The following is a 12,705-nucleotide window of genomic DNA, read 5'->3' as shown; positions in this document are numbered from 1 at the left end:
TTTTTTTATTTTTCATTATATCAAAAAGGCACTACCATCAGTTTTTAAAATCTGACGGTAGTGCCTTTTATTTTGGGACTTATGTCACAGCCCCTTTTTTTGATTTAAAGCGTTACACCATCCAATTGTTTCACAATTGCTTCGTTAAAGTTTTGGAGGTCCTTGGGTGTTCGGCTTGTGACCAGATTGTCATCAACGATAACGGTCTTATCCTCAACGTCTGCTCCCGCAAACTTCAAGTCGACTTGAATTGTCTTGAAGGCGGTCATGTGACGGCCCTTAACCGCATCTGCGGTAATGAGTAGCTGAGGACCGTGACAGATGGCAAAGACGGGTTTGCCTGCATCCATGAATGCCTTAGTGAACTTAACGTATCTTGGGTCCTCTCGTAAATGATCGGGAGAATACCCACCTGGGAGTAGGAGCGCAATGAAGTCATCTGGAGAGACTGAATCAATTCCTTCATCAAGCGTAAATGGATTATCATGCTTACCCATGATAATTTTGCCCGCCTCGTCTTCAATTAAAATCGGAAAGTAACCAGCTTTGAGAAGTGCGCTTCTTGGGGAGGTTAACTCAACATCCTCTACACCGTCCGTGACTAGAACGGCAATTCGCCTGTTTTCTGCCATAATAAAAAGCCTCCTTTACTAGTTCCACTATAGCTAAAATAGGGGCGGTTTCGCAATGAATTTGATTATAATGTAAGCCCTTTCTAACTTGTGAAAATTGGTGTACATTTAAAGTGACGTAATAAATGGAGGGTGGCAATATTATGACGCAGATGAAAGCATCACAAGCATTAGCACAAGTTTTGGAAGCCTGGGATATCAAACGAGTGTACGGCATCCCCGCCGACACCGTGATTGACGGCTTTTACCAGGAACGTGACAAAATTGAATACATTCAGGTTCGTCACGAAGAAGTGGGGTCTTTAGCAGCCGTCGCAACCGCGAAAGCAACTGGTAAAATTGGGGTCATGTGCGGTTCGGTTGGACCTGGCGCCCTTCATTTACTTTATGGTTTGTACGATGCCAAAATGGATCACGTGCCGGTATTAGCCATTGTCGGTCAAAGCGAAACGAAGGCAATCAATACCGCTTACCTACAGGAAATGGATGAAGACGCTTGGTTTACCGATTTTTCTGATTTTCATAAGCAAATCACGACTGCGGAACAGATTCCAGCGATTGTGGATGCCGCCATTCGATACGCTTACGACCACAAGGGACCCGCAATCATCATTATGCCGGACGACCTACCAGCCCAAACCATCGAGTTTGAGCCAATCAAAACGAAGCCAATTCACCAAGTGGCGGTCACAAGTCAAATCGAGGAAGCTGACGTTCAAGAAACGTTGCAACGCATCCGGTCAGCTAAGCACCCACTCTTGTTAGTTGGTCAAGGAATGGTGGGTAAACGTGACATTATTCAAGCGTTCTCTGAAAAATTTAAAATACCAGTAGTAACTAGCGCACCGGCAATCAAAGCCGTTTCAACAACGTTTGAGAATAATTTGGGATCCATGGGGCGGATTGGGACAAAACCAGCTTTTGAAGCCGGTCAATTAGCTGACCTACTCATCATGGTGGGAACCAACTATCCGTTTGCCCGTTTCTTACCTAAGAATCAAACGGTCATTCAGATTGATACACGCTTGTCGGCTTTAGGACGTCAGGTTCAAGCAGACCAGGCAGTTGTAGCTGATGGTGGTCAATACCTGCAGGCGGTTTATGACGCAGGGAATTTGGTGCCATTTAACGACTGGCTTAAGGCTAATCGCACCAACCGACAGAATTGGCAGCACTATCTGACCAGTCGAGTAACACAAGCTGGACCACTAACTCCTGAAGCCGTCATTAATACGATTAAACAACACGCTGAGAAGGATGCCTACTTTGCGTTAGACGTCGGTAATAACGTCACCTGGGCTTCACGGCAATTACCATTTGATGCTAATCAAGATATGAGTATGTCGTCTTGGATTGGGACGATGGGCTATGGCTTAGGTGCTGGTTTAGCGGTCAAATTGGAAATGCCAGAGCGGCAGGTCTTTAGTATCATGGGCGACGGTGGTTTTACGATGGTTTCTCAAGATCTATTGACCCAGGTTCAGTACCAAACGCCAGTCATCACCGTGATTATGAAAAATTCCGCATTCGGCTTCATTTCTCACGAAGAGTCTAGTCGGGGCCAAGCCGATTATGGGGTGCAATTTGTTGGCGCTAACTGGGCTGGTGTGGCAGAAAACATGGGCGCCCACGGCTTTCAAGCTGGGACGCAGGCCGAATTAGATCAGGTATTTGAACAAGTACGTCAGTTGCAGCAAGAAGGTAATCATCAACCTATCGTGATTGAAGCGACTATTAAAAATGAGGATCCTGTAGACACCAGCTTCATGCCACTTGATTCCAATCAGTTTGACACGAAAACAATTAAGGATTTCCGTGAAAAATATGGCATTTCTGAACAGGAACAGCCAGCGCTTTCGACCTTGCTCTAAATCTGGTACTATCTATTAGATGAAGAGAAAGAGGTTGAAGCGGGATGCAATTTGAATGGCAAAAAGTGTCGGAAGTTGATCAGTCAGTTAAAAAATTTTTAGCAACAAAGGGTGTGAGTCACCGTTTGTTGAGTGCCATCAAGAAGGAAACGGGAACGCCAATCACAGTTAACGGTCATCCCGTCGAAGCGGGACAGATGTTGGCGGTGGGAGACGTGGTCACGATGACGCTACCTCCAGAACCGGCCGATCCTAACGTGCCAGTTAGTGTTGAGCCCATTGACATTGTGGCGGAAACGGCCAATTGGTTGGTGGTTAATAAGCCTGCCGGATTGACTGTGGTACCTGGTCCTAGTAATCGAGAAGATACCTTGGTGAATCGAGTAAAGGGTTACTTGGTGAAGCAGGGATCAGAGCACTTAGTACCACACATCATTACCCGGTTGGATCGATTTACAAGTGGTCTGGTATTGATTGCAAAGCACCGATATGCAAACTCACTATTTAGTGAACAGTTGGCAAATAACACGCTCCATAAGACTTACCTCGCCTTTGTCGCTGGGCAAGTCACCCCTGAACACAGCATTATTGACAAGCCGATTCGTAAGGCAGATGAGGGATTTAACCAGATTGTTGCGTCAGATGGTCGAAGTGCCCAAACGGAGTACTGGGTTTTAGCGGCTAATGACCAGTATTCAATGGTTAAAGTGCACCTGTTAACAGGGCGCACTCATCAGATTCGAGTTCACTTCCAGTCGGAGGGTCATCCACTTTTGGGGGATGAACTTTATCACGGTCCACTTGAGCTAGGGGTTATCCGCCAAGCTTTACATGCCAGTCAATTAAGCTTCACCGATCCGTTCACAGGAGCGGCTGAGGCGTTTGAGGCACCACTGCCTGTTGACCTGGCCCCCTTAAAATTAAACCTAGAAAAGTAGCGTTAGCACGCTGCTTTTTTTAATGGGTTGGAGAATGGTACAATAAACTTATTGAAGAAGTTGAGGTGATCAAATGGCAACGAATCCGGAACTTGTGAAATGTCTGGTCGATAATCGAGAATACGAAGTTGAAGAGGTCGTCCTTCTAAAGGATCTGGCCCCTGATTTGAGAAATCGTATCAAGGCGGATAACCCGAAGGCTCGGCCCCAAGATTTTATCTGTAGCCATCACTTGCTAAAGTATCGTTTGGCGGGAGTTGATGCCTTCATTAACACCGATTTGAAGCAAAGTGGGAAGATTAATCGTAAACTTACTAAGGCTCTTCAAAGCGATGATTATGAAGTGAAGGACGTGAACTCTCAACTAGCTAATAGTCTTACGGTCGGGCAGCGGATTGCGGACGATATCGCTCGATTCGGTGGTAGCTGGGGATTCATTATCGTATTCACGCTAGTGCTACTACTGTGGATGTCGGTGAACAGCCTTGGGTTGTTTGGGATTCGGTTTGATACTTATCCCTTCATTTTATTGAACCTATTCTTGAGCTGTATTGCAGCGATTCAGGCACCCATTATTATGATGAGTCAGAATCGGGCCGCTGATCGTGATCGATTGGACGCCGAAAATGACTACCACGTAACTCTCAAGTCTGAGCATGAATTACGGATTTTACACGCAAAGTTAGATCATTTATCACAAAATCAAATGCCACATTCTCTAGAAGTTTCTAAAATTGAAATTGAAATTTTAAGTGAAATTCGCAGTGAATTAGTGGAGTTGAGGCTACGCCAGGAGTCACTTGAGCAGTCGTTTGATGAGCTGAAGTCGAAAGATTAATAGCTTTGACAATTTTCCAATTGTTCAGTATGCTATGGCTTAAGTAACAATTAGGAGGATTTTTGTGTTAACGATAAGAACAGCTCAATCAGATGATGCTAGTCAGATAGCGCCGTTAATTAATTTAATTTTCGACGAGATGCAACTTGAAGAACTAGAAGACGTTCCCGAACCTGGATTAGAGAAGGTCATCACGATGGCTTACCGGACGAAAGATTACCTGTCCGGTAAGGCGACCACCGTGGTGGCCGAGGCCAATGGCCAAGTTGTTGGGGTTGCCTTCGGGTATCCTAGCGAAAACGAAGAAGCCGTTGATCGGGTTTTAGAGGACCTTTCCGCTCAAAGTGATGATTTTGAGGAACCTGTTTCCTTTGAATCAGAGACGAGTGGTCACGAATGGTATCTAGATTCGATTGCGGTTTCACCAGAGTATCAGGGACACGGAGTCGGTAGTCAATTGTTGAAGGCATTGCCGAAGTATGCAGATGCTAACGGTCAATTAGTGATTGGGCTTAACGTGGACTTTGAAAATCCGGGCGCGATGAAACTGTATGAGCGTCATGGGTTTGAAGTCGTGGGTAAGCGAATGATCGGTGATCATGAGTATTACCATATGCAACGTGGCGTTCACAATAAGGTGAAGGTCGCAAACTAAACGTGATAATTAATGGGAGTGTGCGACAAAACCTGGTTTTGTGAGCACGCTCTCTTTTAATTCCAATGCAGGGACGTCCTGACACTGGTAAAATGAGACAAACAATTGATGGAGGCCATAATTAATGAAGGAAAACTTGAAATTGGGGGATGACGAGTTTGGCCAGATGCTACTCGTCCTATCCGAACCCGTCACTGAAAAGAACCATAAGGACTATAAATTCTTAGACTACGAGATGAATGAGATTGCCGATGATATTTGGGCAATGCCAGCATTTATGGCGGAAGATGAGGATTTTAGTTTCTTCTTTATCATCACGAAGATTGATACCGGTGATACGGTTGTGGCCTTTTCTGAAGGTACACTGGAAAACGGTCAATTTGGTTTGAGCAGCCCGCTACCAACGGGTGAAGGACTGAATATGCTATTTACCCATAAACCAGAACGCGCCCAACTCGTCTTGAAGTTTTTGAACGATATTTCAAAAGCCAATGAAGGTGAATGGCGAATGATTGAAGAAAATTAGAGAATTAGGGATCTTGATGTGAGCACAAAAAAGTCGTCTCGTCTGTTGATGAGGCGACTTTTTACTAGCCAATTCCATAAAACCGTAACGCTGCCATCGCCACAATACCGACAACCACAATGACCAGCAAACTTTTGGTCAGGATTCCTGCAATTACAGCCGGAATTGCTGCCCAAATATTTTGCCAATCAAATAGGGGAAGTTGCCCGCTTCTGGCAATCAGCATATTTTCGAACATGAGCGCGGACATAATCGTGATGGGCATAAACGACAGAAACTTAACGATGAATGCTGGCAGTTCAAACTGTTTGACCAAGATGAAAGGTAATACTCGTGACGCGATAGTAACGAAACCACAAACGACAATGGCTAAAAAGACGTATAGACTCATTTTTCAATCACCATCCCAAACAAGCAACCCAATACCGTTGCAAGGAGTACTGCCATGTTACCAGGCATCACAGCCATCGCGAAGTATAAGCAGATTGCCACAAATAGCATGACTAGGAGCTGGACTGCAAATTTTATCGATTTATCACTAATTAGTTGCAAGTAGACCAGACCGATGAACATGGCCACCAAAGCAAAATCAAGGCCAAGTTTTTCAGGTGATTCGATGAGGCTACCAAGCCACGCGCCAACCACTGTGGCGACTGCCCAGGTGGCGTATGCCAATAGATTGGCAGCGTGTTGCCATTTGGCTGAGAGTTGCTGTTTGGTACGGTTTAATTTGTTCATTGCGAGTGCAAAGGTTTCATCGGTTGTCAGCAGGGCAATGCCGATGTTGTTTAGCATCGAATCCTTACGGAAATATTGAGCTAAGGTGGTCGACATTAAAATCATTCTGGAATTCACGAGAAATGTGGATACCGCAATTGCGGAGATAGGGTCGTGGACCAGTAACATATTAGCAATGATGAATTGGGATGCCCCAGCGTAAACCCAAAGCGACATGAAGGCAATCACCAGGATAGAAAGGTGACTCGTATGGCCGATTACCCCAAAAGCTAGTCCGACGCCAATATAGCCGAAAAGGGTTGGTACAACGTCTTTAATCCCGGCACGAAATGATAGATCGGCGTTCATTATTGAGGCCTCCTTATGTATAAAATTAAATTATTGATACTGTGATTAAGTAACGCCTATTTTCTCATTAAAATATCATCTTATACAAGCAGGAATTAACGATATTATGGTTGCTTTTCATATCTGGTGGTTGTATGATAACGACGATATAAATTTGAGAGGAGGTACTATGATGGAAATGACGCTTACGGATTTTGCGAAATCAACGGGGGTAACAGAGGACCGGATTCGCGAATACGTTCACGCTGGCTTGTTGCCTAGCCATCAAGATCAACCAGAAAGTGCTTGGCAATTCGGCGATTCTGATCAGTATTGGTTAGATATGATTGCTTGTTTCCACGATAATGGTACTTCCTTAGACGATTTGAAGGCATTGATGTTACCTTGTCAGACTGCCAAAAATGAAGCTAGCCAGAGTTTAATGGGATTATTCAGCTAAATCAAAAGACAATCACCCGGTGTTTAACCGAGTGATTTTTTTATTAGGAGCATTTCTATTTGTTGTTTGGGGCTGAGAATGGTATTTTAGAGCTGGAGGAAGCGGAATAAATCGTAACGCACTAAAAATTTCTCATACCGACCGATCTTTACGGCTGGGTCGGAGTGTCATGTTGTGACGTGTTGTTTAGCCGACTTGTAATGAGCCAATCAAATAGCGCGTTAAAATTGCGCATTGAGAACCTGTGATTAATCATAGGTTAGAAATCGTATTATTGAAGCAACGTGTAAATTGAAAATTAAAGTTCACCTTTTGTTTTCTTGTGGCGTTACGATGTTTCCTTCAAAACCATCCGAGTTTAAGAAATTCTCGGGTGGTCTTTTTTTAATATAAGTGCGAAAATCCTTGTTTTATCAGGGCCCTTTCCGAGGAATTTAACTCATGAAACTTTTATGAAAATAGGCAGTCAAATCGATTGCAAGTTTTCTGCCAAGTGTATAGAATGGCAAAATCTTAGTTAAATTAAGGGCAAAAACGAGGAGGGATTTACGCAATGCAAATCAGAAAAGCAGAAATGAAAGATCTTCAAGAAATCGAAAAAATCGTGATGGATGGTCGCGAGCGATTGGCCGAACAAGGTGTTGACCAATGGCAAGGTGGTTATCCAAATACCGAGATTATTGTCGATGATATTGAAAGACGCTACACTTTAGTTCTCGAGGAAGATGGTGAAATTCTGGGGGCAGCTGCGGTAATCCCTGGTCAAGATGCCAGCTATCAAACTATTGAAGGCGAGTGGCTTACTGAGACGGATACGCTTGACACGGTTGCCATTCACCGCGTAGCCGTTTCTAGTCACCACCATGGTAAGGGCCTTGGCTACAAACTTCTTGAGGGAATCTACAACGAAGTCGCTAATCAGATGCCAGAAATTAAGAGCCTACGAATTGACACGCACCCTGACAACAAGGGCATGCAATACGTCATTTTGAAGTCTGGTTTTGAACAAACTGGCATGGTGAAACTCTTGAACATGGGCCTTGATGATGTTTATGACTATGCCTATGAACGTTTGGTTAAGGTACCAGTTAAATCAACGAGCAAATAAGAATAGTTGAATGATGAGTCCTAGAGACGGCATTGGCCGAATCTGGGACTTTTTTTGGTTCCCATTTTCGGTTGTGAATGCGATAATGAAAGCGAAGAGGGGGAATCGCCATGCATGATAATTTAACTGGCAAACGTTTCTTTGGAGTGACCCTCCTAAACGTTTGCATTACAATTTTAGAAATTGTGGGCGGGCTGTTATCTGGCAGTCTGGCTTTGTTGTCGGATGCATTCCACAATCTTGGAGACTCTCTATCAATTGTGCTGAGCTACGTGGCGCATAGAATTAGTCAAAAGTCACAGGATCAACAAAACACGTTTGGGTACCGGCGTGCGCAAATTATTGCAGCTTTGCTTAACGCTTTTCTGCTCGTTTTTATTTCCGTCTTTCTGGTGATTGAAGCCATTAACCGCCTGCGAGAACCTGAAACCATTAACGGCACCTTAATGATGATCGTCGCTGTGGTTGGCTTATTAGCCAACTTAATCTCGGTGATGTTACTTAATCGGGGTTCCCATCATAATATGAATATCCGGGCGACCTACCTCCATTTAATGAGTGACACGTTGTCTTCAGTGGGTGTGATCATTGGCGCATTAGTGATTAAGTTTTACAACATTACGATTATTGATCCAATCATTACCATCCTAGTGGCGGTTTATATTCTCTTTGAGTGCTGGCCGATTATCAAAAAGGCGATCAACATTTTGATGGAGGGGGCCCCAAAACTCGATTATGAGGCGATTCGGCACGACTTAGTTGCCCTCGAAGGCGTTAATGACGTGCATCACGTTCATGCGTGGATGGTGGACGAAAACAGTATCGTTTTTTCCGCCCATGTCAACATGGCCGATATGTGCCTGAGTGATGTGGAACCCGTTTACCGAGAAATTGAAAAATTACTACAAACGAAATATAAAATATCTCATGTCACAATCCAAGCTGAAGCAGCTCGGGGTAAGGGTGAAAATTTGATTTATGACCAAGGACGCGATATTTAATGAGTGATGAGGGGATGACAGGTTTGTCGGAAGTGACAGCACAGGAAGATTTAGTGGTTCAGGTAGCGCTACGAGCGGGCAGAATTATGATTGAAAACGGATCGGAGATTACCCGAGTCGAAGATACGATGACCCGGATTGCTAAAAATGCTGGCGTTGCGGATAGTAAACTATTCGTGATGATTACCGGGATTATGATGTCCATTACGGGGAAACAGAATGCGCAAATTGAACCGGTGAAGAAGCGGACGTTTGATTTGGAAAAGATTTCCGCCGTGAACGACTTATCTCGGCAATTTGCAGCCCACACGATTGATCTGGTGACATTTGAAAGCGCCCTGATTCAGTTAGAGAAACATCCGAAGTACTTCCCGTTTTGGCTTCAGTTGATTGGTGCCGCGATGGTTAGTGGTCCACTAGAATTGGTTTTCCGACAGTCATTAACCAATTTTCCCATGAGTTGTGTAATTGGTGCGGCTGGGTGGGCGGCATTTTACTGGCTTAATCGGTGGGTGAAAGTTCGTTTCTTAAGCGAATTTGCGGCTGCCATTTTGATTGGATTACTGGCTATTGTCGCAATTCGGTTTAATTTGGGAACGAGCGTTGATGACATCATCATTGGCGGTATTATGCCACTTGTTCCTGGGGTGCCGATTACCAATTCGGTCCGTGATACGTTAGCAGGTAATTTGGTGAGCGGGCCAGCACGTGGCGTTGAGGCATTAATGAGTGCGGCGGCGATTGGTTTTGGAATTGCCTTAGTACTACGAATTATGTAGGAGGTTCGTTAGATGCAGTTGATTGTCATGTTAGTTAGTACATATATTGCAACAGTGGCGTTTAGTATCCTGATTAATATTCCTCGCCATGCGCTAAACTTAGCCGGAATTGTTGGGACATTTGGCTTCTTCATCTACTGGTTGTACATGTACTTTATCGGTGGCTACGTTATCGCCAATTTATTGGGCGCTGTCGTGATTGGAATTGCCAGTATGGCGGCTGCCCGGTATAAGAAAATGCCCATGATTCTGTTTAATATTCCAAGTATTGTTCCATTAGTTCCGGGGGGACAGGCATATCAAATGGTAAAGAACTTTGCGCTTGGGAATACTGAACTGGGGACCAAGTTTATGTTTGAAGTTATTATGATTGCTGGTGCCATCGCGTTTGGCTTTATTTTGGCGGAAACGGTGAACCGGGTGAGCGTTCGTATTCCGACAAAGTGGGCGAAGCGCTGGTTACGAGAGAATCGTAGAAATCCAAAGCTATAAAAAAGAAGTTGTGACAGAAGTCGGGCAGTTGCTGAGCACTAACCTAGATTGGCGAATAATTCGTTTCTGGAATTGTTCGTTAATCGTAGTTAGGCGGAGGCAACTGACTTCTGGAGCACGATTAAAATAAATAGTTCGGTTAGGTTAAATAAAACGAGGCTGTACCAAAATTTACTTTTGGCACAGCCTCGTTTAGTTTTAAAAATATCCAATCACGAAACTGATAACTAAAATAATGAGGACAATCGTTGTAATCACGACGTATTGCGTGTCGTGTTCTTTAGCGAATGCGTAGATTGAAACGACCACCCGGAGAACGGGGGTGAGAATTAAACAAAACAGACCCAGCATCATAATCGCAAACGGTTTGAATGCAACCACACCACTTAAGATGGTGAGGATGGTTTGAGGATGCTGACCAGCTGGGTAACCACCGGATTGATTAATCAAGAAGAGTAGCAGGCCTAGTGCCAGGATAGCGGCAGAGATAAAGACGCCACCTTGAAGAATGCGGCCAATGAGAATTTCCACACTGGCCATTGCTTCTTTAGATTGTTCCTTTGTCTTTTGTGCCATTAGATGTTCACCCCGAATCCTTTAAATAGCATTTGTAATCCAATGTAGAAGATGACGGGTACGAAAATCATTCGGATCACACGGGCTGGCAAGACTTGCATGACCCGGGAACCAATGACCGCACCGACTAAAATACCTAGTGCAAGTGGTACGGCAATTTGTGGCAAAATGGAACCATTAAAAAAGTAAACGGTGGCACTGGCTGCGGCGGTAACCCCCATCATAAGGTTACTGGTGGCAGATGATGGCTTGAGTGGCATGTGCATAACGGTGTCCATTGCCATCACTTTGAAGGCACCAGATCCAATTCCTAAGAGGCCACTGGCAAGTCCAGCACCAAACATCACTGAAAAGCCGCCCGGCACATTTTTGACGTTATAGTCGACCGTTTTGAGTTCGGCTTTATCAAAGTAACTACCGTTAAGATTGAGTTTTTCAGCAATCTTATCCGCCTTAACGGTCTCGTTGAGCTCCGTACCCATTCGTAGCTTGCGAATCATGTTCCAGCAAGAAAATAGGAGTAGTAGCCCAAACAGAACATAAAGATAAGCCGGATTTAGGATGCCGGTTAATAAGGCGCCGAAGATAGCGCCAACGGTGGTGGCGATTTCTAGAAACATCGCGATTCGTAAGTTCAAGACCTCATCGCGTAAATAAGCGACAGTTGAACCAGAACTGGTTGCAATGACGGCAATGATACTTGCGCCGATTGCGTATTTAATATCGAGCCCCATGGCTAGCGTTAAAACGGGTGTGATGATAATTCCCCCACCAAGACCGAGTATAGCCCCAGCAACGCCGGCAAATAGGCCGACCAGAATAAGTAGTAGTGCAGTTGCAATCAAATCAATTTCCTCCTCTGTAGTTCCAACTACTAAGAATACCACATTCCGAATGGCGATTTAAATTGGATTAAAATTGCTTTAGAATGCCGATTTCGCTTAGTTGGGTATGGTATACTCACGATATAAATGTTTGGGAAGGTTTGGATATGATTTATAAAGAAAGAACACGGATTTTACGATTCCTGATCAGCGGCGTTTTGTTTGGCTGGCTGATGATCTTGGTGATGAATAAGTCCGGCATTTTAGATTTAATTGACACCGTCGTTCAACGACTCGTTCAGGATAATGAATCGGCATTGAAACATGGTTTGTTTACGTTAATCTCTGGCTTGGCTAGTCCTACGATGACGATTGTGTGGACACTTGTGTTGGCATTCTTACTATGGGGCTTCAAGTACAAGATTCCGGCATTGTGGGCACTATGCACGCTATTGGGTGGTGATGTCATTGCCAAAATTGTGAAGGAAGTTGTGCAACGGGCTCGGCCATTTGATCATTTGGCAGCGGATGATGGGTTCAGTTTCCCTAGCGGTCATGTGTTTGGTTTTTTCATTTTAGTGGCCTTGCTTTGGATTCTAGTCGTTCCAATGATGCAGAATCACCTCAACCAGATTTATCTTAGGGCATTTATGATCTTGTTATTATTCCTGGTGGCGATGTCCAGAGTTTACTTGAGTGCACATTATCCATCTGACACAGTTGGCGCCATGTTGTTGGCCTATGCCTGGATTCAGGTGGCCGAATGGCTTTATCTCGCTTTAGCGCCAATGATGAAAAAATGGTCGTTTTTAAAAAATTCAAAGATCTAAAAAACGTTGTGACGGGACTGCTCCGAGTCAAGTAGACAGTTCAAATAATTAAAATAGCTATGCAGTTTTTAGAATGGCATGATTCCGAAATTCTTTCGGGGTCATGCCAT

General features: G+C 44.3%; 16 protein-coding genes. 11 read left to right on the top strand and 5 right to left on the bottom strand.

The window, feature by feature from the left end; all coding sequences use genetic code 11:
* Nucleotides 1-104: 104 nt before the first annotated feature.
* Nucleotides 105-632, bottom strand: a complete 528-nt coding sequence (locus LOSG293_RS08690; protein WP_034529418.1) for a type 1 glutamine amidotransferase domain-containing protein — start codon at nt 630-632, stop codon at nt 105-107.
* A gap of 143 nt (nt 633-775) precedes the next feature.
* Between LOSG293_RS08690 and LOSG293_RS08685 the strand changes: the two genes are divergently transcribed.
* From LOSG293_RS08685 to LOSG293_RS08665, 5 genes are all read left to right on the top strand, one after another.
* Complete coding sequence (locus LOSG293_RS08685) at nt 776-2,503, top strand: thiamine pyrophosphate-dependent enzyme (RefSeq protein ID WP_034529416.1); 1,728 nt, start codon at nt 776-778, stop codon at nt 2,501-2,503.
* A gap of 44 nt (nt 2,504-2,547) precedes the next feature.
* A complete protein-coding gene (locus LOSG293_RS08680) occupies nt 2,548-3,441 on the top strand; it encodes an RluA family pseudouridine synthase (protein ID WP_034529414.1) in 894 nt (297 codons plus the stop codon).
* A 73-nt stretch (nt 3,442-3,514) separates the two neighbouring features.
* Nucleotides 3,515-4,279 carry a DUF1003 domain-containing protein gene (locus tag LOSG293_RS08675; protein ID WP_034529411.1) on the top strand — a complete coding sequence of 255 codons (765 nt, stop codon included), beginning with the start codon at nt 3,515-3,517 and terminating at the stop codon, nt 4,277-4,279.
* A gap of 64 nt (nt 4,280-4,343) precedes the next feature.
* Complete coding sequence (locus LOSG293_RS08670) at nt 4,344-4,934, top strand: GNAT family N-acetyltransferase (protein ID WP_034529408.1); 591 nt, start codon at nt 4,344-4,346, stop codon at nt 4,932-4,934.
* Nucleotides 4,935-5,058: 124 nt separating this feature from the next.
* Nucleotides 5,059-5,460, top strand: coding sequence for a hypothetical protein (locus LOSG293_RS08665; RefSeq protein ID WP_034529405.1), 402 nt, complete (start codon nt 5,059-5,061; stop codon nt 5,458-5,460).
* Between the two features lie 64 nt (nt 5,461-5,524).
* Here the strand turns inward: LOSG293_RS08665 and LOSG293_RS08660 are convergent, their stop codons facing one another.
* Nucleotides 5,525-5,851, bottom strand: a complete 327-nt coding sequence (locus LOSG293_RS08660; protein WP_034529402.1) for an AzlD domain-containing protein — start codon at nt 5,849-5,851, stop codon at nt 5,525-5,527.
* Nucleotides 5,848-6,546 carry an AzlC family ABC transporter permease gene (locus tag LOSG293_RS08655; protein WP_034529399.1) on the bottom strand — a complete coding sequence of 233 codons (699 nt, stop codon included), beginning with the start codon at nt 6,544-6,546 and terminating at the stop codon, nt 5,848-5,850. The genes LOSG293_RS08660 and LOSG293_RS08655 overlap by 4 nt, the downstream gene beginning before the upstream one ends.
* Before the next feature lie 172 nt (nt 6,547-6,718).
* Between LOSG293_RS08655 and LOSG293_RS08650 the strand changes: the two genes are divergently transcribed.
* The 5 genes from LOSG293_RS08650 to LOSG293_RS08630 all read left to right on the top strand — a co-directional run bounded on the left by LOSG293_RS08650 (nt 6,719) and on the right by LOSG293_RS08630 (nt 10,365).
* Complete coding sequence (locus tag LOSG293_RS08650; protein WP_051907275.1) at nt 6,719-6,985, top strand: helix-turn-helix domain-containing protein; 267 nt, start codon at nt 6,719-6,721, stop codon at nt 6,983-6,985.
* A 553-nt stretch (nt 6,986-7,538) separates the two neighbouring features.
* Nucleotides 7,539-8,093, top strand: a complete 555-nt coding sequence (locus LOSG293_RS08645; protein ID WP_034529396.1) for a GNAT family N-acetyltransferase — start codon at nt 7,539-7,541, stop codon at nt 8,091-8,093.
* A gap of 110 nt (nt 8,094-8,203) precedes the next feature.
* On the top strand, nt 8,204-9,094 hold the full coding sequence (locus LOSG293_RS08640) for a cation diffusion facilitator family transporter (protein ID WP_034529393.1): 891 nt from the start codon (nt 8,204-8,206) through the stop codon (nt 9,092-9,094).
* Nucleotides 9,094-9,873, top strand: coding sequence for a threonine/serine exporter family protein (locus LOSG293_RS08635; protein ID WP_235786843.1), 780 nt, complete (start codon nt 9,094-9,096; stop codon nt 9,871-9,873). The genes LOSG293_RS08640 and LOSG293_RS08635 overlap by 1 nt, the downstream gene beginning before the upstream one ends.
* A 12-nt stretch (nt 9,874-9,885) precedes the next feature.
* Nucleotides 9,886-10,365 (top strand): threonine/serine exporter family protein, encoded by a 480-nt coding sequence (locus tag LOSG293_RS08630; RefSeq protein WP_034529390.1) that lies wholly within the window; start codon nt 9,886-9,888, stop codon nt 10,363-10,365.
* A 198-nt stretch (nt 10,366-10,563) separates the two neighbouring features.
* Here LOSG293_RS08630 and LOSG293_RS08625 read toward each other — a convergent pair whose 3' ends face one another.
* Nucleotides 10,564-10,941 carry a DUF1634 domain-containing protein gene (locus tag LOSG293_RS08625; protein ID WP_034529387.1) on the bottom strand — a complete coding sequence of 126 codons (378 nt, stop codon included), beginning with the start codon at nt 10,939-10,941 and terminating at the stop codon, nt 10,564-10,566.
* Nucleotides 10,941-11,786 (bottom strand): sulfite exporter TauE/SafE family protein, encoded by an 846-nt coding sequence (locus LOSG293_RS08620; protein ID WP_034529384.1) that lies wholly within the window; start codon nt 11,784-11,786, stop codon nt 10,941-10,943. The genes LOSG293_RS08625 and LOSG293_RS08620 overlap by 1 nt, the downstream gene beginning before the upstream one ends.
* A gap of 146 nt (nt 11,787-11,932) precedes the next feature.
* Between LOSG293_RS08620 and LOSG293_RS08615 the strand changes: the two genes are divergently transcribed.
* Entirely contained in the window at nt 11,933-12,595 is a 663-nt protein-coding gene (locus LOSG293_RS08615; protein ID WP_034529383.1) for a phosphatase PAP2 family protein, read from the top strand.
* Nucleotides 12,596-12,705: the final 110 nt, after the last annotated feature.

Origin of the sequence: Secundilactobacillus oryzae JCM 18671, assembly GCF_000740055.1 — a bacterium.
GTDB lineage: Bacteria > Bacillota > Bacilli > Lactobacillales > Lactobacillaceae > Secundilactobacillus > Secundilactobacillus oryzae.
The sequence above is the reverse complement of the archived record's forward strand: the minus strand, read 5'-3'. Positions and strand labels throughout refer to the sequence as shown.

Coding starts and splice junctions, on each gene's coding strand:
- LOSG293_RS08650 (WP_051907275.1), top strand. CDS start 6,719: ATGGAAATGACGCTTACGGATTTTGCGAAATCAACGGGGGTAACAGAG.
- LOSG293_RS08685 (WP_034529416.1), top strand. CDS start 776: ATGACGCAGATGAAAGCATCACAAGCATTAGCACAAGTTTTGGAAGCC.
- LOSG293_RS08645 (WP_034529396.1), top strand. CDS start 7,539: ATGCAAATCAGAAAAGCAGAAATGAAAGATCTTCAAGAAATCGAAAAA.
- LOSG293_RS08625 (WP_034529387.1), bottom strand. CDS start 10,941: ATGGCACAAAAGACAAAGGAACAATCTAAAGAAGCAATGGCCAGTGTG.
- LOSG293_RS08660 (WP_034529402.1), bottom strand. CDS start 5,851: ATGAGTCTATACGTCTTTTTAGCCATTGTCGTTTGTGGTTTCGTTACT.
- LOSG293_RS08665 (WP_034529405.1), top strand. CDS start 5,059: ATGAAGGAAAACTTGAAATTGGGGGATGACGAGTTTGGCCAGATGCTA.
- LOSG293_RS08675 (WP_034529411.1), top strand. CDS start 3,515: ATGGCAACGAATCCGGAACTTGTGAAATGTCTGGTCGATAATCGAGAA.
- LOSG293_RS08690 (WP_034529418.1), bottom strand. CDS start 632: ATGGCAGAAAACAGGCGAATTGCCGTTCTAGTCACGGACGGTGTAGAG.
- LOSG293_RS08635 (WP_235786843.1), top strand. CDS start 9,094: ATGAGTGATGAGGGGATGACAGGTTTGTCGGAAGTGACAGCACAGGAA.
- LOSG293_RS08630 (WP_034529390.1), top strand. CDS start 9,886: ATGCAGTTGATTGTCATGTTAGTTAGTACATATATTGCAACAGTGGCG.
- LOSG293_RS08655 (WP_034529399.1), bottom strand. CDS start 6,546: ATGAACGCCGATCTATCATTTCGTGCCGGGATTAAAGACGTTGTACCA.
- LOSG293_RS08640 (WP_034529393.1), top strand. CDS start 8,204: ATGCATGATAATTTAACTGGCAAACGTTTCTTTGGAGTGACCCTCCTA.
- LOSG293_RS08680 (WP_034529414.1), top strand. CDS start 2,548: ATGCAATTTGAATGGCAAAAAGTGTCGGAAGTTGATCAGTCAGTTAAA.
- LOSG293_RS08615 (WP_034529383.1), top strand. CDS start 11,933: ATGATTTATAAAGAAAGAACACGGATTTTACGATTCCTGATCAGCGGC.